Source organism: Ruegeria sp. BG11 (assembly GCF_056538565.1).
Genome location: NZ_JBQFTH010000006.1, coordinates 174624 through 192396 on the forward strand (window position 1 = coordinate 174624; position 17773 = coordinate 192396).

General features: G+C 60.4%; 17 protein-coding genes. 1 reads left to right on the forward strand and 16 read right to left on the reverse strand.

Annotated elements, in window-relative coordinates; all coding sequences use genetic code 11:
- Positions 1 to 2 precede the first annotated feature (2 nt).
- The 13 genes from ACR0JF_RS11795 to trpS form a co-directional block, all read right to left on the reverse strand.
- Positions 3 to 770, reverse strand: a complete 768-nt coding sequence (locus ACR0JF_RS11795; protein ID WP_170642786.1) for a TIGR02186 family protein — start codon at positions 768 to 770, stop codon at positions 3 to 5.
- 2 nt (positions 771 to 772) lie between these two features.
- Complete coding sequence (locus ACR0JF_RS11800; protein ID WP_170378929.1) at positions 773 to 1693, reverse strand: sulfite exporter TauE/SafE family protein; 921 nt, start codon at positions 1691 to 1693, stop codon at positions 773 to 775.
- Positions 1694 to 1950: 257 nt separating this feature from the next.
- Complete coding sequence (locus ACR0JF_RS11805) at positions 1951 to 2919, reverse strand: ABC transporter permease (RefSeq protein ID WP_170661172.1); 969 nt, start codon at positions 2917 to 2919, stop codon at positions 1951 to 1953.
- Positions 2919 to 4013 carry an ABC transporter permease gene (locus tag ACR0JF_RS11810; RefSeq protein WP_170462690.1) on the reverse strand — a complete coding sequence of 365 codons (1095 nt, stop codon included), beginning with the start codon at positions 4011 to 4013 and terminating at the stop codon, positions 2919 to 2921. Before ACR0JF_RS11810 ends, ACR0JF_RS11805 begins: the two co-directional genes overlap by 1 nt.
- A gap of 1 nt (position 4014) precedes the next feature.
- The gene (locus ACR0JF_RS11815) at positions 4015 to 5544 is read right to left on the reverse strand and encodes an ABC transporter ATP-binding protein (protein ID WP_170462691.1); all 1530 of its coding nucleotides are present in this window, start codon (positions 5542 to 5544) and stop codon (positions 4015 to 4017) included.
- A gap of 84 nt (positions 5545 to 5628) precedes the next feature.
- Positions 5629 to 6627 (reverse strand): BMP family lipoprotein, encoded by a 999-nt coding sequence (locus tag ACR0JF_RS11820; protein ID WP_170553494.1) that lies wholly within the window; start codon positions 6625 to 6627, stop codon positions 5629 to 5631.
- 157 nt (positions 6628 to 6784) lie between these two features.
- Positions 6785 to 7198 carry a GNAT family N-acetyltransferase gene (locus ACR0JF_RS11825; RefSeq protein WP_170661171.1) on the reverse strand — a complete coding sequence of 138 codons (414 nt, stop codon included), beginning with the start codon at positions 7196 to 7198 and terminating at the stop codon, positions 6785 to 6787.
- On the reverse strand, positions 7195 to 7782 hold the full coding sequence (gene tsaB, locus ACR0JF_RS11830; protein WP_170661170.1) for a tRNA (adenosine(37)-N6)-threonylcarbamoyltransferase complex dimerization subunit type 1 TsaB: 588 nt from the start codon (positions 7780 to 7782) through the stop codon (positions 7195 to 7197). Before tsaB ends, ACR0JF_RS11825 begins: the two co-directional genes overlap by 4 nt.
- On the reverse strand, positions 7772 to 8335 hold the full coding sequence (locus tag ACR0JF_RS11835) for a NifU family protein (RefSeq protein WP_170462695.1): 564 nt from the start codon (positions 8333 to 8335) through the stop codon (positions 7772 to 7774). Before ACR0JF_RS11835 ends, tsaB begins: the two co-directional genes overlap by 11 nt.
- Positions 8336 to 8404: 69 nt before the next feature.
- Positions 8405 to 8998: a 2-hydroxychromene-2-carboxylate isomerase gene (locus ACR0JF_RS11840; protein WP_170661169.1), complete on the reverse strand. Its 594-nt coding sequence runs from the start codon at positions 8996 to 8998 to the stop codon at positions 8405 to 8407.
- Positions 8999 to 9004: 6 nt separating this feature from the next.
- Positions 9005 to 9460 (reverse strand): universal stress protein, encoded by a 456-nt coding sequence (locus ACR0JF_RS11845; RefSeq protein WP_170661168.1) that lies wholly within the window; start codon positions 9458 to 9460, stop codon positions 9005 to 9007.
- Positions 9461 to 9525: 65 nt separating this feature from the next.
- A complete protein-coding gene (locus ACR0JF_RS11850; RefSeq protein ID WP_170661167.1) occupies positions 9526 to 10389 on the reverse strand; it encodes a branched-chain amino acid aminotransferase in 864 nt (287 codons plus the stop codon).
- A 59-nt stretch (positions 10390 to 10448) separates the two neighbouring features.
- Positions 10449 to 11477 (reverse strand): tryptophan--tRNA ligase, encoded by a 1029-nt coding sequence (gene trpS / locus ACR0JF_RS11855; RefSeq protein ID WP_170661166.1) that lies wholly within the window; start codon positions 11475 to 11477, stop codon positions 10449 to 10451.
- A gap of 86 nt (positions 11478 to 11563) precedes the next feature.
- Between trpS and ACR0JF_RS11860 the strand changes: the two genes are divergently transcribed.
- The gene (locus ACR0JF_RS11860) at positions 11564 to 12250 is read left to right on the forward strand and encodes a rhomboid family intramembrane serine protease (RefSeq protein ID WP_170661165.1); all 687 of its coding nucleotides are present in this window, start codon (positions 11564 to 11566) and stop codon (positions 12248 to 12250) included.
- Here ACR0JF_RS11860 and murJ read toward each other — a convergent pair whose 3' ends face one another.
- The 3 genes from murJ to ACR0JF_RS11875 are packed head-to-tail and all read right to left on the reverse strand — an operon-like array spanning position 12251 to position 17740.
- Complete coding sequence (gene murJ / locus ACR0JF_RS11865) at positions 12251 to 13792, reverse strand: murein biosynthesis integral membrane protein MurJ (protein ID WP_170661164.1); 1542 nt, start codon at positions 13790 to 13792, stop codon at positions 12251 to 12253. It lies immediately after the preceding gene.
- Entirely contained in the window at positions 13789 to 16608 is a 2820-nt protein-coding gene (locus tag ACR0JF_RS11870; protein WP_170661163.1) for a [protein-PII] uridylyltransferase, read from the reverse strand. The genes murJ and ACR0JF_RS11870 overlap by 4 nt, the downstream gene beginning before the upstream one ends.
- The gene (locus ACR0JF_RS11875) at positions 16568 to 17740 is read right to left on the reverse strand and encodes a penicillin-binding protein activator (protein ID WP_170378902.1); all 1173 of its coding nucleotides are present in this window, start codon (positions 17738 to 17740) and stop codon (positions 16568 to 16570) included. The genes ACR0JF_RS11870 and ACR0JF_RS11875 overlap by 41 nt, the downstream gene beginning before the upstream one ends.
- Between the last annotated feature and the right edge of the window lie 33 nt (positions 17741 to 17773).

Below are 17773 nucleotides of genomic sequence, written 5' to 3' on the forward strand. Positions count from 1 at the left end.
CGCTACTTTTCGCGGAGCAGACGGAAAGCCGTCGAGGCACCCCACCCAGCGGCAATTGCGATGACCAGTGACATCAGCCCGTACCAAACGGGCTGTTCGCGGGACATGTTGTAGAGAAACCGCTCCAGCCCCACTTTGCGCACGTCGATGGTGGTTTCGTATTGCGACACCACATTGCCGCCCCGCGTCAGGAAGATGCGAGCGGCATAGTCGCCTTCGGTCAGGTCGGCGGGCATGTCGATGGAGGTGCGGAACAGGGTCTGTTCATCCACCGCAACAGTGTTTTCGCGGATCGAATACAGGCTCTCGCTTTCGCGGATGCGTATCACGGCGTCGGCAAAGTCTTGAGCGGCTTCGATATGCATCGCCGCGCCGACGGAGCGGATGGCCCGTTCGATGGAAACCCGATAGCGGAGATCCTCGGTATTAGTTAGGATTTCTTTGAATGGCCCGCTGGTGGCAACAGCGTAGAAGCTGGGGGCCAGATCGACCTCGACGCTGTCGGTGTTCACCCAGATTCCTAGTTTACGTTCTTTACGGCGCACGGTCAGAGGCTCGGACGGGCCGGCAACGGTGACGATCACCTCTAGCGGAGGGCCTTCGGGGATCGGAGCTTCGCGCTTGATGGCCCCGAAGATCAGAATTTCGGACCCGTCGAACGTGGCGGTAATGGCAACGCGGTCCTGGCTGAGGCCCAGGACCACCTGCTCTTCCGCTGCAGCCGCGGGCAGGCAGAACAGGCACAGGGCGGTGATCAATGAGCGGACCATGATCAGTGCCCCCCGCTGGCGCCAAGCGAATACAGCTCGGACGGTTCCAGAAGCAGATCAAGCGCCAGCTTGCCGCAGACGACCAGCACAAGCGCGGCCAGCAAAACCCGCAATTGTTCGGCTGGCATCCGGGCGCCGATCACGGTTCCTATCTGAGCCCCAATAACGCCGCCGACCAGAAGCAGCACGGCCAGAACCACGTCCACGGTGTAGTTCGTGGTGGCGTGCAGCATTGTCGTGAAGGCGGTGACGAAGATGATCTGGAACAGGGATGTCCCAACCACAACCTTGGTGGGCATGCCCAGCAGATAGATCATCGCGGGCACCATGATAAAGCCGCCGCCGACGCCCATGATCGCGGACAGAACGCCTACGCAGAGGCCGACCAGAACCGGAGGGATTACCGAGATATACAGGCCCGAGGTGCGAAAGCGCATCTTGAAGGGCATCGCATGGACCCAGCCGCGCTGACGACGCTTGGCAGGTGCCGCTCCGCCTTTCTTTGCTTTGCGCAAGGCGCGCAGGCTTTCGATGAACATCAGGCTGCCGATCACGCCAAGGAAGACGACGTAGCACAGGGTCACCAGCAGATCGACCTGACCCAAGCTCTTGAGGTAGTTGAACACGACAACGCCAAGCGCGGCCCCGATGAGGCCGCCGATCAAAAGCACCGTGCCCATCCTGAAATCGACCGTCCTTCGCCTGAAATGCGCCAGAACGCCCGAGAAGGACGAGGCCACGATCTGGTTGGCTTCGGTCGCAACGGCAACCGCCGGAGGGATGCCGATAAAGAACAGAAGCGGCGTCATAAGGAACCCACCGCCGACTCCGAACATGCCCGACAGAATGCCGACCATGCCTCCGAGCCCTAGCAATAGAAAGGCGTTTACGGAGACTTCGGCAATCGGAAGGTAAATTTGCATGGCATGCTCTAGTCGTATTGAGTTCGGCTGTGCAAAGCGGTGAACCCGCCGGCATCGGAAATGCGTGCAGCCTGAATATCGGGCGCTGCGGTCACAGGCCTACCACCCGTCTTTGGCAAATACGAGGGGAGGTTTGCACTCTTTTCTATCAGAGGAAACACGCACATACCCTCTTAGAGCGGTTGCGGCATGCAAAATCAACTCTGCATGCCGCTCTGCAGCGAACAGGACCCAGAATTGGCCCTGAACTGGACTTATCAGCGTTCTTTCACGTAGGGCTCGCCGCCGGCGCGGGGCGGAACCGCCTTGCCGACGAAGCCCGCAAGAATCACCACGGTCAGGATATATGGCAGGGCGTCCATCACCTGCACAGGGATCACGATGCCGCCCAGGTCGATATTCTGGAACCGCAGCGCAATAGCCTGTAGCAGGCCAAACAGCAAACAGGCCCACATCGCGTGCCAAGGCCGCCATTTTGCAAAGATCAACGCCGCCAGCGCGATGAACCCGCGACCGGCGGTCATTTCCTTGACGAACCCGGCCTGCAGCGCAGTTGCAAGATAGGCTCCGGCGATACCGCAGAGTACGCCGCAGATGGCGACAGCTGCAAAGCGCAGGCCGACGACCGAGACACCGGCTGTATCCACGGCGGCTGGGTTTTCGCCCACCGCGCGCAACCGCAACCCGAACCGGGTGCGATAAAGGATCCACCACGTCGCAGGCACCATCAGGAAGGCGATGTAGACAAGGATCGAATGGCCCGACAGCAGTTCAGAATAGATCGGGCCGATGAAGGGCACGTCGCTCAGCGCTTCGGCGAAGGGGAAGTTGATCGGCTCAAACCGGCCTTCCCCGAACAGAGACGGGGTGCGCCCGCCCTGTTGGAACCAGCTTTGCGCGATCAGAACCGTCAGGCCTGAGGCCAGGAAGTTGATCGCCACGCCCGAGATCAGCTGATTGCCCCGGAACGTGATTGACGCGACCCCGTGCAGCGCGGACAAAACTAGAGACGACGCGATCCCCGCCAGCAATCCCAACCAGACCGAGCCAGTCACCGCCGCGACAGCCGCCGAGAAGAAGGCCGAGATCAGCATTTTGCCCTCAAGCCCGATGTCGAATATCCCGGCGCGTTCGGAATAGAGGCCCGCCAGACAGGCCAGCAGCAAAGGCGTCGCCAGGCGTACGGTGGAATCGAGAACCTGGATCAGTGTTACGAACGAATCCATCACTGAGGCTCCTTCCGCAGGGCAAGGAACAGCTTTTCAAGCGGCATCCGCACCATGTTGTCCAACGCTCCGGTAAACAGGATCACCAGCGCCTGAATGACGACGATCAGTTCGCGTGGGATGGATGTCCACAAGGCCAGTTCGGCACCGCCTTGATACAGGAAGCCGAACAGAAGAGCCGCGAGGAACACGCCGAACGGGTGCGAACGACCCATCAGCGCCACGGCGATCCCGATGAAACCCGCGCCTTCGGTCGAGTTCAGAACCAGACGCTCGGCCTCACCCATCACGTTGTTGATGGCCATCAGGCCAGCCAAGCCGCCGGAGATCAGCATGGCGATGATGGTGATGCGAACCGGCGAGATCCCGGCATAGACGGCACCGGTTTCCGAATGACCATAGGCCCGAATTTCATATCCCAACCGGGTGCGCCAGATCAGCGCCCAGACCACGAAACAGGCTATGATCGCCACGAAGAACGAAATATTGGCCGGTGCGCCGCGGAACATCACGTTCTCGGCGGTTGAGAACATGGATTGGAAGGTCGGCAGGTGTACTGCCTCGGGGAAGCGCGCTGTTGCCGGGTCCTGCGAGCCTTGCGGGCGCATGACATTTACCAGCATGTAGTTCAGGAAGGCGGCTGCGATAAAGTTGAACATGATCGTGGTGATCACGATGTGGCTGCCGCGTTTGGCCTGCAGGTAAGCGGGGATCGCAGCCCATGCCGCACCGAATATAGCGGCCCCCAAACCTGCAGCGATCAGAGCGATGCTCCAATGCGGCCAAGGGATGTAGAGACACACCATGGCAACGCCAAGACCACCCAGCATCGCCTGACCTTCGCCACCGATGTTAAACAGCCGCGCGTGAAAGGCTACGGCCACCGCAAGCCCGGTGAACATGAAGTTGGTAGCGTAGTAGAGCGTATAGCCCCAGCCATAGGTCGACCCCAGCGCGCCTGTGACCATCAGGTTCACGGCCTCAACCGGGTTCTCTCCGATGGCGAGGATCACCAGCGCCGACAGGATCGTGGCCAACACCAGGCTGATGATGGGTATCAGCACGACGTCGGCCCATTTGGGCATTTTTTCCATCTTACGCGGCCTCTCCCGCAACACCGGCCATCAGCAGGCCCAGTTCTTTTTCATCTGTCTCATGGGGCAGACGCTCGCCCATGATATGTCCGTCAAACATCACGGCGATCCGGTCCGAGAGCGAGAAAATCTCCTCCAACTCGACCGAGACCAGCAGGATCGCTTTGCCTTGGTCGCGCAGGGCTACGATCTGTTTGTGAATGAATTCGATCGCTCCAATGTCGACCCCACGGGTCGGTTGGCCGACCAGCAACAGGTCTGGGTTCCGCTCGATCTCGCGCGCGACGACGATTTTCTGCTGGTTGCCGCCGGAAAAGCTTTTGGCGGTCAGCCAACCGTTCGGGGGACGCACATCGAATTTCTCGATCTTGGCTTCGGTGTCCGCGCGCAGGGCGGCGTTGTCCATGAACAGGCCGCGCTTGTAGGCCGGGTCACGGTGATAGCCGAAGGCGACGTTTTCCCAGGCATGGAAATCCATGATTAGACCTTCGCGCTGACGGTCTTCTGGGACGTGGGCGATGTGCTGCGCGCGACGCGCCTGACCGTCGGATCCAGCCCCGCTGAGGGGAAGCGGCGTACCGTTCAGTTTGATCGACCCCTGACCGGGGCGCATTCCGCCCAGAACTTCCAACAGTTCCGACTGGCCGTTGCCCGCGACGCCTGCGATACCGACGATTTCACCGGCGCGGACGGTCAGGTCGATGCCTTTGACACGTTCAACGCCTGCCGCATCGAACACGCGCAGGTCTTGGACCTCAAGAATGGGTTTCCCGGGCTGCGCGGGTACCTTGTCGACCTGTAGCAGGACCTTGCGGCCCACCATCAGCTCGGCCAGATGCTCCGGGCTGGTTTCGGAGGTTTTGACCGTGGCCGTCATCTCTCCGCGCCGCATGACCGAGACGGTATCGGTGTTCTCCATGATCTCGCGTAGCTTGTGCGTGATCACGATGATCGTCTTCCCTTCGGCCCGAAGACGATCGAGAATGCGGAACAGCTGGTCGGCCTCGGCCGGGGTCAGAACGCCGGTGGGTTCGTCGAGGATCAGGATCTCGGCCTTGCGATACAGCGCCTTGAGGATCTCGACCCGTTGCTGCATGCCCACACCGATCTCATCGATGCGCTTGTCAGGATCGACGAACAGCTCGTACTCTTCTTCCAGCGCTTTCAGCTCTTTCCGGGCTTTGGCCAGAGACGGGGCCAGCAGCCCGCCATCCTCGGCGCCCAGAACAATGTTTTCAAGAACGGTGAAGTTTTCGACCAGCTTGAAGTGCTGGAACACCATCCCGATACCCGAGGCGATGGCCGCCTGACTGTCTGGAATGTCGGTCTTGGTACCGTTGATCCAAATTTCACCTTTATCGGCTTTGTAGAAGCCGTAGAGAATGCTCATCAGCGTGGATTTGCCCGCACCGTTTTCACCGATGATCCCATGGATCGTGCCGGGGGCGACGCTGATGGAAATGTCTTTATTGGCCTGAACCGGCCCAAAGGCTTTGGAAATCCCTTTGAGCTCAATGGCGGGGACTGTCATGTCTTGTCCTTGGGTTGCCGAAGGGCCGCGCGGTTCGCGGCAGAGTGGGACCGAGGCGGAGGTCACCCCCCGCCCCGTGCGATATCAGAACTGCAGCGCCGGGCAGCTGTCGTTCTCGTAGTAGCTGACAACCGAGATGTCGCCGTTGATGATCGCTTTGCGTGCTTCGTCCACGGCGTCGTTCATACGAACCGAGACCAGCTCTTTGTTGTTCTCGTCCATGGCAACGCCAACGCCGTCCTCGGCCAGGCCCATGGCGAATACGCCGGTTTCCAGATCTTCACCTGCTTTCATCGCGTCATAGACGGCCACGTCCACGCGCTTGAGCATCGAGGTCAGGACCTTGCCCGGGTGCAGGTGGTTCTGGTTGCTGTCCACGCCGATCGACAGGATGCCTTCATCCGCCGCGGTCTGTAGAACACCAACACCTGTGCCGCCTGCGGCCGCATAGATCACGTCGGCGCCTTGGCTGATCTGCGCTTTGGTCAGCTCGGACCCTTTAACCGGGTCGTTCCATGCGGCAGGTGTTGTGCCAGTCATGTTGGCAACAACGTTGATGTCGGGGTTCACAGCCTTAGCGCCTTGCGCATAACCGCAACCGAAGTGGCGGATCAGCGGGATATCCATGCCGCCGATGAAGCCGACAGTGCCCGACTCCGATGCCATCGCAGCCATCATACCAACAAGGTACGAGCCTTCGTGCTCGGCAAAGCCGATCTGACGGATGTTCGGGGCGTCCAGCCAAGTAACGTCAACCGCGACGAACTTGGTGTCAGGATAGTCGCCGGCAACGGCGGACAGCGGGTCAGCCATGGCAAAGCCCATGGTGATCACCGGGTTCGCGCCAGCCTCGGCGAAACGGCGCAGGGCCTGTTCACGCTGTGCTTCGGACTGAAGCTCGATCTCGCGATAGGTGCCTCCGGTTTCATTGGCCCAACGCTGTGCGCCGTTATGTGCGGCTTCGTTGAACGACTTGTCGAACTTGCCACCCAGGTCAAAGATCAGGGCCGGTTCGGCCAGTGCGGCACCCGCGGTCAGAGCGACGGCGGCGGCAGCGCCCATCAAGGATTTCATCAGGGTCATTTGGTACTCCCGTTGTTTTTGTCGGTTCGAGGTTAAACTAGCCTCGTTTACCCACCTATAGCGAGCATAACCGTTGTGATGACGGGAATTAAGGCCGTATGCAACAGGCAGGGTCAACTGATTTTTGACCACTTGGTCTAAAAAATGGCGACTTTATTCAAGGCAGGGCGCGTTCCATCACAATTGCATCGCAATTTGAGACGGAATCGCGTGTATAATAGGCTTTTCGCCGCCCGCATGGGCTGTATCCGAAGCGTTCATAGAGCGCGATAGCGGCCCCATTGTCTGCCGCCACGTCAAGAATCGCGCGCGCCGCGCCCAGATCAGCGGCAACCGCATGCCAGTTTTTCATGCTGGCTGCAGCCAAACCCTGACGCTGATACAGGGGGTGAGTCGCGATGGTCAGCAACTCGGCCTCGTCCGCGATGACCTTAAACAGGGCAAAGGACTTGGGGTCTCCGACAACATGGGTGAAGCGGTTTTGCAGCAGGTCTTCGAACTCGGCAGCCGTCCACGGGCGCGCCTGTGTGAAGGCCGCAGCGTGGGTCAGGGCCATGTCGTTCGGGGTCATTCGTCCAGCAGCACAGGAGGGAGGTCGCGAGAAGGCGCCGCATCCGCGGGACGAATGTAGAGCGGTGCGGGTGGTTCCGTTTCCGTGCCGAACCTGCGCGCCGCGACATGGGCGATGGCCTGAACATGCGCGTTTGGGTCCGTGGCAGTGAAGAGGGGGCCAAGCCCCTCGGCCTCGGCCCGAAGCATCAGGCGTGGGCCTTCTGAGGTCTGTACATAGACCTGATCGCGCGGGGCCGAGATCGCGGGTAGGTGACCGTCGGGCACGTTCTCGGTCAAGGCATCAAAACCTGACACGCCGACGGCCGGGATGTTCAGACCCAATGCAAGCCCACGCGCCGCTGAAACCGAGATTCGAATGCCGGTGAAGTTTCCTGGGCCGATGCCAACACCGATGGCGTCCAGGTCTTTCCAGCCAAGACCGGCCTCAGACAGAACCTCCTCCAGCAGCGGCAGCAGGCGTTCGGCCTGCCCACGTGACATGGCCTCGGCCCGCGTGACGACAATTTCAGAGCCACGCAACAAAGCGGCCGCGCAATGCGCGGCCGATGTGTCAAATGCCAGAAGGGTCGGTTCAGACGGCAACGGGGCGAACCTCGGTCACTTCGGGGATGTAGTGGCGCAGCAGGTTCTCGATCCCCATTTTCAGGGTCAGGGTCGAGGACGGGCAGCCCGCGCAGGCCCCTTGCATATGCAGGTAGACCACGCCGCGGTCAAAGCCGTGGAAGGTGATGTCGCCACCGTCCTGAGCCACCGCTGGGCGCACACGGCTGTCCAGCAGGTCCTTGATCTGATCGACGATTTCCGAATCCTCGCCGGTATGTTCGGCATGGCCGGATGCGGGTGCCGCTTCGGCCCCCATGACGGGCTGGCCGGATTGGTAATGCTCCATCACCGCGCCGAGGATGCTTGGCTTGATATGGTCCCAATCGACGTCATCCGCTTTGGTCACGGTGACAAAGTCATTGCCAAAGAACACGCCGGTCACGCCGCTGACCGCAAAGATGCGCTGGGCAAGCGGCGATTTTTCGGCGGCTTCTGCGGATGGGAAGTCGGCTGTGCCTGCCTCAAGCACCGTCTGGCCGGGCAGGAACTTCAAGGTTGCCGGGTTCGGGGTGGATTCGGTCTGAATGAACATGAGGCAGCTCCGTTTTCGTTGCTTCTGATATGCGGGCAGCCGCCGTGGAAGTCAAGATTTGGAACCGTTCTAAATTGCGAGAGCGTGGTTTATCGCGTCAACCAACCGGTCATCACCCCAGAAAACCTCATCCCCGACGACAAAACTGGGTGCGCCGAACAAGTCGAGTTCTTTGGCGCGGCTGGATTGAGCAAAGAGCGCCGCTTTTACCTTTGGGTCTTGTGCGCTCTCTATGAAAGCGGCGGGCAGACCTGCGGCTGCAAGGCAATCGGTCAGTGTCGATGCGGCCGAGATATCGCGGCCTTCGCCGAACTCGGCCATGTAGACGGCACGGGTAAACGCGGCCCGCTGGTCTTGGGACGTGATGGCCACTGCCAAACGCGCAGCGGTCAGAGAATTCTGCGGAAACGGATCGGGGCGCTGAAACGGCAGCGCGCGCGCGGCGCATAAACGCTCCATATCGCGCCACATGTAGCGGCCCTTGGCGGGGTAGATCGTGAATGGAGAGGTATTCCAGCCCTGTTCGGCAAAGATGGGCCCCAAAAGAAAGGGCTGCCAATCTATGGGCACCCCCTTTCCAGCGGCCAGTTGCTCGATCCGCATCGCGCTGAGGTAAGAATAGGTTGAGGCGAACTCGAACCAGAACTGAACGGGTGCTGCCATGGTGCCTCAGGTAATCTCTTCCAGTTTTTCCTTGCTCAGATCACCTGGCACGATGGTGATCGGGATCGGCATGCTGCCCGAGTTCTTGGTTAGTTGAGTCACCAGGGGACCCGGCCCTTTCTTGTCGGTGCCGGCGCCCAGAACCAGGACCCCAATCTCCGGGTCGGACTGTACGTGTTCGATGATCTGTGCCACCGGATCGCCTTCGCGAATGGCCAATTCAGGCTCAACGCGCTGCTTGTCGCGCATCCATTTGGCGAAGACTTCGAAATGGGCGTGGATGCGTTCGCGGGCCTCTTCACGCATGGTTTCGGCCACACCAATCCAGTGATTGAATTCGTCCGGCGGGATCACGGACAGGATTGTCACGCCGCCGCCGGTATGCGCGGCCCGCATCGCGGCAAAACGCATGGCGTTCAGGCATTCGCGGCTGTCATCCAGAATGACGAGAAACTTGCGCATTTGGGTCCTCTTGATTTTCTGGGATCATGCCCGACCGATAGCGTGCTGGCAACTCGGGTAAATCCCTAGCGCTCGCTTGCTGCCCAATCCCAGTAGAGCGCGCGGGCGCGACGGGCGATAGGGCCAACCTGATATTGCGTATCGTCCAGAGCGGTCACAGGCGTCACCTTGTTCATGTTGCCGGACATGAACACCTCATCCGCCGCATGGAAATCATCAAAGCTGAGGACTGACTCATGTACGGTGAAACCATAGGCGCGCAGGTTCTTGATGTGCCGTGCGCGGGTGATCCCGGCCAGAAAGGTGCCGTTGGGCATGGGGGTAAAGACCTCTCCGTCCTTGGCCATGAAGATATTGGCGGTGGCGGTCTCGGCCACATTGCCCATCGCGTCGGCGACCAGCGCGTTCGAGAACCCTTTGGAGCGCGCCTCAGTCAGCATCCGGGCGTTGTTCGGGTAGAGACACCCGGCCTTGGCATTCACCACGGCGGATTCCAGTACCGGACGGCGGAACCGGGTGGTCGTCAACGTTACCGAGGCCGTCTCGGGCGCCATTGGGATCTCTTCGAGACAGATGGCGAAACCGGTACTGTCTTTCTGGGGCACGATGGCCGTGACGTCTCCGTGGATGCCCCAATACATCGGGCGAATATAGACAGCCTGATCCGGGCCATAGGATTGCAGCCCCTCGCGCACCAGATCGACCATCTGTTCCGGCGTTACGGTCGGGGTCAGCATCAGCGCTTCGGCCGAACGGTTCACACGGGCGCAATGGGCCAGCAGGTCAGGAGCCATGCCGTCAAAGTAGCGCGCGCCATCAAAGACCGAGGACCCCAGCCACGATCCATGATCCGCCGCCCGCATGACCGGTGCGTCCCCTTCGTGCCATTGGCCTTCGAAATAGGTGCGGATATTCTTGCCGACTGCCATAGCGCCCTCCCTTAGCTTTCGGCAAACCTAGGAGGGCGTCAGGCGAAGGTCCAGTGCAATCAGCGCGATGAAGCGCCGACCATGCCCACAATCTCGTAGGTTTGTTTCAGGATCGGCGCGGCAATCGCGCGCGCCTTTTCCGCACCACGGGCAAGGATCTGGTCAATCTCGGATTGCTCGCCCATCAGGCGGGCCATCTCGGACGAGATCGGGGACAGTTTTTCGACCGCCAGTTCCGCAAGCATCGGTTTGAACTCACCGAACTGCTTGCCGCCAACCTCGGCCAGCACCTGCGCGGCCGAGCTGTCGCTGAGCGCGGCGTAGATATTGACCAGATTGCGCGCCTCAGGGCGATCTTCCAAACCGTCGACTTCTGAGGGCAAGGCATCCGGGTCGGTTTTGGCCTTGCGGATTTTCTTGGCGATCGTGTCGGCATCGTCGGTCATGTTGATGCGGCTCATGTCCGAGGGATCAGACTTGGACATCTTCTTGGAGCCGTCACGAAGGCTCATGACCCGCGTGGCCGCCCCTTCGATCACGGGTTCGGTGACCGGGAAGAAGTCAACGCCGAAATCGTTGTTGAACTTGATCGCAATGTCGCGCGTCAGCTCCAGATGTTGTTTCTGGTCTTCCCCAACCGGCACATGGGTCGCGTGATAGATCAGAATGTCCGCGGCCATCAGCGCCGGATAGGCAAACAGGCCCAGCGAGGCGTTTTGCGTGTTCTTGCCCGCCTTGTCCTTCCATTGGGTCATGCGCTGCATCCAGCCCATCCGGGCAACGCAGTTGAAGATCCACGCCAATTGCGCGTGTTCGGGCACCTGGCTTTGGTTGAACAGGATGGATTGTTCTGGATCGATGCCCGCCGCAATATAACCCGCGCACAATTCGCGCGTGTTGTGCGACAAGGCGGCGGGGTCCTGCCAGACGGTGATTGCGTGCAGGTCGACCATGCAATAGATGGTTTCGAACTCTGGCCCCTGCATATCCACAAAGCGCTTCATCGCGCCCAGATAGTTGCCCAAGGTCAGCCCGCCCGAAGGCTGGATGCCGGAAAACACGCGCGGCGTGAATTGGGTCTGGGTCATCGAAGGGAACTCCCGTCTGGAAAAATCAGCCCTCGTCGCTTACCCATGAGGCCAAGGGACGTCAACAGCCGCGAAAGGCCAGCCCAATGAGCAGTGAGCATTATTCACCCGCCGTGAACCCTCTGCCGCCCGTCGTGGTGGCCTTGTTTCTGTTCATCATGGGGATCGAACTGGCGTTTACGCTGGGCGCCCGGGGTCTGGTCGGAGGGCCCGGCGCGGTCGGATGGCGGCTGGATGCGCTGCAGAGCTACGCGTTCTCAGCCGATATCTTCGATTGGATGGTGCAGAACGGGCGCTGGCCGTTCGAGCATGTCATCCGCTTTGTGACCTATCCGTTCGTTTCGGGCAGTTTTACGCAGGCGGTGTTTGTCTGCGTTTTCGTGCTGGCCATGGGCAAGATGGTGGGTGAGGTCTTTGGCGGTTTTCCGATGCTGCTGATCTTTGTGCTGTCGGGTGTTGGTGGCGCGCTCGCCTATGCGCTGTTTCTGGACCCGTCTTATCCGTTGGTCGGAGGGTTCCCACCGGTCTACGGGTTGATCGGGGCATTTACTTGGTTGTTGTGGCGCAAACTTTCTTTGGTTGGGGCCAATCAGGCGCGGGCATTTCAGTTGATCGCCGTGCTGATGGGCATTCAGCTGCTGTTTGGCCTGCTTTTTGGAGGCACATCCGATTGGGTGGCCGATCTGGGCGGCTTTGCCACCGGGTTCGGCCTGTCCTTCTTTCTGGCACCGGGTGGTTGGGCGCGGATCAAGGGCCGCGTCCGGCGCGAGTGATCAAGACCGGCGCAGGGCCGTTTTGAACTCGGACAGTCTAAATGCCCCCAACAGGTGGCCGAAAGCGAAGTAGCTGACCGCTGCAACCATGATCAGCGCAAGCAGAGCCAGATAGCGCCACCCGGGCACATCAAGCGTCCAGCCGAACAGTTGAATGGCGGCAAACAACACCGCGCCCATCCCGACAGATGCCAAGATGATCCGCCCGGCGCGTCGCCGGAAGCGGTCATCGAACCGCGTCTCATCCCCCATATCCCGCGCGCCAAAGGCCAGTAGGCCAACCATGGCCCAGCCAGCCGCAGAGGCCGCGATGGCAGGGGCAATCCATCCGAAAATCGGGTAAAGGCCAAAGGCGAGCGCCGCGTTGACGATCATTGCCACCAAAGCATAGTGGAACGGAGACCGCGTATTCTCGCGCGCGAAATACAATGGTTGCAGTAGCTTCTGCAGCATGAACGCGGGCAGGCCGATGCCATAGATCGCAACGGCCAGGGCTGTTGCGGCTGTATCCTCGGCGGTGAATTGGCCCCGCTGGAACAGGACTGAGACCAGCGGGTTCGGGATGATCAGGAAGGCTACGGTCGAGGGCAGGGTGAGCAGCAACATGAACTCTCCGGCCCGCGAAAACGCATTGCGCGCGCCTGCTTTGTCATCCGCGCGCAAGCGGCGGGACAGGTCGGGCAGCAGCACGATACCAATGGCAATCCCAACGACGCCCAGAGGCAGCTGATAAAGGCGATCTGCCGCAAACAGCCAGCTGACGGCTTTCTCGGTTTTTGAGGCCACAAGTTGCCCTACGACTAGATTGACCTGCGTTACGCCCATGGCCAAGGCGGCGGGTACGGCGATACGGACCATATTCCGCATCTCGGGTGTCAGATGCGGAAAACCAAAACGTATGCGGATACCGGCGCGTTCGGTGGCAAACCAGACCAACGCCAGTTGCGCCACACCTGCCAAAGGGATCACGGCGATGAGCCAGCGAATGACCTCTCCTCCCGATATCGCGCCAGCGATCAGTGCGGTGCAGGCGAAGATGTTCAGAAGAACCGGCGCTGCGGCGGCGGCAGCAAACCGCCCGGTCGCGTTCAGAACGCCCGAAAATAGCGCTGCCAGTGACATGAAAAGAATGTAGGGGAAGACGACATAGCCATAGTCGACCGCCAGATCGAAGCGTTCATCGCCGTAAAACCCCTCGGCCGTCAGCCAGACGAGGCCGGGCATGAACACCATCGCCAACCCGACCAGGGCTAATACCGCAGCGACCAATAGGTTGAAAGCGTCTTGCGCGAACCCTTGCGCGTTCTCTCCGCCTTCTAGCCGCTTGGAAAACATCGGCACGAAAGCCGCGTTGAATGCGCCTTCGGCAAAGAAGCGGCGGAACATGTTGGGCAGACGAAAAGCCGCGACAAAGGCGTCCATCACTGGCCCGGGGCCGATGAAAGCGGTCAGCAGGATCTCACGCAGAAAGCCCAGAATGCGACTTGCCAACGTCCAGAAGCCGACCGTGAAAAAGCCGGAAAACAGCCGGATCTGCTTCATGACGCCGCGCGCTCGGCGCCCTCGGTAATGGCTTTGCGCAATTTGGTTTCAAGCCCGCGCTGTTTGCTTTCCGAGTGGTATTTCAGCCCAAACATGTCCTTGACGTAGAACGTATCCACCACCTGCTCGCCATAGGTCGCGATCACGGCGTTGGCGATGTAGACGTTGGCCGCCGCCAGCGTGCGCGTCAGGTCATAGAGCAAGCCGGGGCGATCGCGGGTATCGACCTCGATGATCGTGTAGATCTCAGATCCGTCATTGTCGAAAGTGATATGGGTCGGCACGTTGAAAGCGCGTTCGCGTTTCTTGATCTTATCGCGCGATTTCAGCGCCTCGCGGGCCACGACCTCGCCCTTCAGCGTTTTGTGGATCATCTGGGTCAGACGCGGCAGACGGCTGGCTTCGAACGGGTGGCCTTCGGCATCCTGTATCCAGAACGCATCCGTGACATAGCCATCCTTGGTGGTGTAGCTGCGGGCATCCACGACGTTGGCACCGACCAAGGCCAAGGCCCCCGCGATCCGCGCAAAGATACCGGGGTGATCGCCCATGGCAAAGCAGGCGCGGGTGGCGTCGCGATCCTCGTCCGGGTGCAGACGAATCTCCATTGCGCCGGGATCGCCGCTGTGCTCCAGCGCCCGTAGCATCTCGGCAAATTCCACGTGGGTCGAGACGTTCAGGCCCTGCCAGTACGGGGCATAGTGCCGCCCGGTTTCCGTCTTCAGATCGGCCTTGGACCATTCGGCCAGTTCGGCGCGCAGCAGCTTCTTGGCCTCGGCCCCGCGATTGGCGCGGTTCAGATCCTCCATGCCGGTTTCCAAGGCACGATTGGTTTCCGCATGCAGCGCGCGCAGCAACGTGGCTTTCCAGTTGTTCCAGGTATTAGGCCCGACACCGCGAATGTCACAGACGGTCAGCACGGTCAGCAGATCCAGCCGTTTGACCGTTTGCACAGCCTTGGCAAAATCCCGTACGGTCCGAGGGTCCGAGATATCGCGTTTCTGCGCCATGTCCGACATCAGCAGGTGATAGCGCACGAGCCATTCGACGGTTTCGGCGTCGGATTTGTTCAGCCCCAGCCTGGGTGCCACTTTCCGCGCGATTTGTGCCCCGAGGATCGAGTGATCTTCAGGCCGGCCCTTGGCGATATCGTGCAACAGCAGCGCAACATAGAGGACCTTGCGGTTTACGCCCCCTTCAAGGATCGAGGACGCCAGTGGCAGCGATTCAACCAGCTCTCCGCGTTCGATCTGGGCGAGGTTGACGATGCACTGGATGATATGCTCGTCCACCGTGTAGCTGTGATACATATTGAACTGCATCATTGCTACGATGGGTTCGAACTCGGGTATGAAGGCTGATAGAACCCCAAGTTCGTTCATCCGGCGCAGGGCGCGTTCCGGATTGCCGTGTTTCAGCATCAGGTCGAGGAAGATACGCTGGGCTTCTTTGTCGTTGCGCATATCGTCGTCGATCAGGTGCAGATTGGCCGTGACCAGCCGCATTGCGTCAGGGTGAATCAGCATGCCCGTGCGCAGGCCTTCCTCGAACAGGCGCAACATGTTCAGCTTGTCGGTCAGGAATGTATCCGGATCGGCAATGTCCAGACGACCATGAACCATGCTGTACCCGGCTTTGACCCGAGGGCGGCGGCGGAAAATCCGCTCCAGCAGCGGGGCGCCTTTCATATGCAGGGCTTCCAGCTTGGTCAGGAAGATCCGAGTCAACTCCCCAACGCTGGTAGCATGGCGGAAATAACGCTGCATGAACACTTCGACGGCCCGCCGCCCGGCCCGGTCTTCATAGCCCATACGCGCCGCAACCTCGACCTGCATGTCGAAGGTCAGCTGCTCGGTCGGGCGCCCCGTGACCAGATGCAGGTGCGAGCGTACGGCCCAGAGGAAGTTTTCGGCCTCGGCAAAGGTCTTGAATTCATCCGGTGTGAACAGGCCCAGCGGGACCAGCTCGGCCACGTCTTGTACGCCGTAGATGTATTTCGCGATCCAGTAGAGCGACTGCAGATCGCGCAGCCCGCCTTTGCCCTCTTTCACATTGGGTTCGACTACGTAGCGCTGGCCCTGTTTCAAGTGGCGCTCGTCGCGCTCCTGAAGCTTGGCCTCGATGAACTCGCGCTCGGTACCTTTGAAGAGATCGGCCTTGAGGCGTTGGTCCAGTTCCTTGGCGAGATTCGTATCACCAGCCAGGTAGCGCTGCTCCAGCATCGCGGTGCGGATGGTGAAATCTTCGGTCCCCAAACGCAGGCAATCTTTGATCGTGCGTGAGGAATGGCCGACCTTCAGGCGCAGATCCCACAGGATATAGAGCATGGATTCAATCACACTCTCGGCCCAGGCGGTGATCTTGTAGGGCGTCAGGAACAGCAGATCGACATCCGACGCGGGTGCCATCTCACCACGCCCATAACCGCCGACCGCCAGAACAGCGATGCGTTCCCCCTGCGTCGGGGTGGCCAGAGGGTGCAGATTCTCGCTGGCGACCCGCATCGCGGTACCGACCAGACAATCCGTGAGGTAGGTATAGGACCGGGTTAGAGGGCGCGCGTCGAATGGGTGGGCGGCAAAGGCCTCGGCAATGGCAGCGCGCCCGGACTTTTGCGCCTCACGCAGAATGCGCACGGTTTCGGCGCGCAGCGCGGAATTGTCAGTACCTGCCTCGAACACCGCAGCAAGCTGAGCGTCAACGCGGGCGCCGTCGAAAATATCCTCAGGCGGGCAGATAAGTGAGTTTTCAGGCACTACGGTCAGGTGAGGCTGGTCAGAAACCGGCCCCTGAGAAGCTTTGAGGGGCAGGGTCAATCACAACCACCTGTTTGTTCTGGATCGTGGCAACCGCCAGACCGCGTTCATTGGTACCGTCCGAGCGCAGGCGGAAGATGCCGCCAACGCCCTGAAAACCGGCGCTCTGAGTCAGCGCAGCCCCGGTCAGAGCATTCGATTTGCCTTGGCTGACAAGCGCCCCTATCGCGGCGATCCCATCATAGGCCAGCCCGCTGATCGGATGAGGTGCTTCGCCATAGGTCGCATTGTAGCGCTGACGATAGGCCTGCGCTTTTGCGGGATCAGGCAGGGCAAACCAACCGCCCTGAACGCCGGGCAGTTCCAGCGTTTGGGCCGGAATGTCCCACCGTGTCAGACCGATATATTGGGAGGTCGATGGCGAAACCCCGGCTTCAGGCAACAATTGCGAGAACAAGGGCAGCGCGCCTGCGGTGGTTGCAGTCAGGAAGACCGAGTCCGCCCCCGTCGAATCCATGGCGGATTTGATGTTGGGCACCGCGTTGATCACGCCCTGTTGCGACCGATCGTAACCGACGCTGCCAGCGTTGTTCATACTGCTGCTGGCGAGCGCATTGGCAATGGCCGAGCGGCCAGCTTCACCGGCTGCGTCATTGCTGTGTACGATGATCGCTCCGGTCTTGCCCTGTCTTCCGCCATAATTGGCCAGTCGATTGGCCGTGTTCTGGAATGTCGGCCCCAGTACAAATACATTTCCACCCGCGATGCTGGTGTTGTTCGAGAAGGACAGGACGTTGACGTTGTTGTTTAGCACCGCAAGACCGGCCGCGTTGGCGGCCTGTGCATAGACGGGTCCGATGATGATCTTGGCCCCATCCGCCACCGCCTGTTGCGCCACGCCCGAGGCCGTACCCGCATTGCCTGCCGTATCATATACACGCAGGTCGATTGTAACGTTCGGCAGGTCCGACATCGCCAGACGTGCTGCATTTTCAAGGCTTTGCGCCAGCGCTGCGTCGCCAGACTGACCTGATCCGCGCGGAACCAGAAGCGCAACGGGCACCGGTTCCGAGGTATTGATCGAGGGGCCTCCGCCGACGCCAGTGGTCTCACATGCGGCCAGAAAAACGGCGGTGGTCAGGGCAATTGTGGTTTTGGCCAACTTGCTTACGGACTTGCAAACGGTAAACATCTAAAAGAAAACTCCCTGATCCGTGGGCTTGCG

Excerpts from the sequence above, each read along its gene's own strand:
- ACR0JF_RS11810 (WP_170462690.1), bottom strand. The coding sequence starts at position 4,013 with ATGGAAAAAATGCCCAAATGGGCCGACGTCGTGCTGATACCCATCATC.
- trpS (WP_170661166.1), bottom strand. The coding sequence starts at position 11,477 with ATGACCCAGACCCAATTCACGCCGCGCGTGTTTTCCGGCATCCAGCCT.
- ACR0JF_RS11840 (WP_170661169.1), bottom strand. The coding sequence starts at position 8,998 with ATGGCAGCACCCGTTCAGTTCTGGTTCGAGTTCGCCTCAACCTATTCT.
- ACR0JF_RS11845 (WP_170661168.1), bottom strand. The coding sequence starts at position 9,460 with ATGCGCAAGTTTCTCGTCATTCTGGATGACAGCCGCGAATGCCTGAAC.
- ACR0JF_RS11835 (WP_170462695.1), bottom strand. The coding sequence starts at position 8,335 with ATGTTCATTCAGACCGAATCCACCCCGAACCCGGCAACCTTGAAGTTC.
- ACR0JF_RS11825 (WP_170661171.1), bottom strand. The coding sequence starts at position 7,198 with ATGACCCCGAACGACATGGCCCTGACCCACGCTGCGGCCTTCACACAG.
- ACR0JF_RS11805 (WP_170661172.1), bottom strand. The coding sequence starts at position 2,919 with ATGGATTCGTTCGTAACACTGATCCAGGTTCTCGATTCCACCGTACGC.
- ACR0JF_RS11850 (WP_170661167.1), bottom strand. The coding sequence starts at position 10,389 with ATGGCAGTCGGCAAGAATATCCGCACCTATTTCGAAGGCCAATGGCAC.
- ACR0JF_RS11815 (WP_170462691.1), bottom strand. The coding sequence starts at position 5,544 with ATGACAGTCCCCGCCATTGAGCTCAAAGGGATTTCCAAAGCCTTTGGG.
- ACR0JF_RS11875 (WP_170378902.1), bottom strand. The coding sequence starts at position 17,740 with ATGTTTACCGTTTGCAAGTCCGTAAGCAAGTTGGCCAAAACCACAATT.
- ACR0JF_RS11820 (WP_170553494.1), bottom strand. The coding sequence starts at position 6,627 with ATGACCCTGATGAAATCCTTGATGGGCGCTGCCGCCGCCGTCGCTCTG.
- ACR0JF_RS11795 (WP_170642786.1), bottom strand. The coding sequence starts at position 770 with ATGGTCCGCTCATTGATCACCGCCCTGTGCCTGTTCTGCCTGCCCGCG.
- ACR0JF_RS11860 (WP_170661165.1), top strand. The coding sequence starts at position 11,564 with ATGAGCAGTGAGCATTATTCACCCGCCGTGAACCCTCTGCCGCCCGTC.
- ACR0JF_RS11800 (WP_170378929.1), bottom strand. The coding sequence starts at position 1,693 with ATGCAAATTTACCTTCCGATTGCCGAAGTCTCCGTAAACGCCTTTCTA.
- murJ (WP_170661164.1), bottom strand. The coding sequence starts at position 13,792 with ATGAAGCAGATCCGGCTGTTTTCCGGCTTTTTCACGGTCGGCTTCTGG.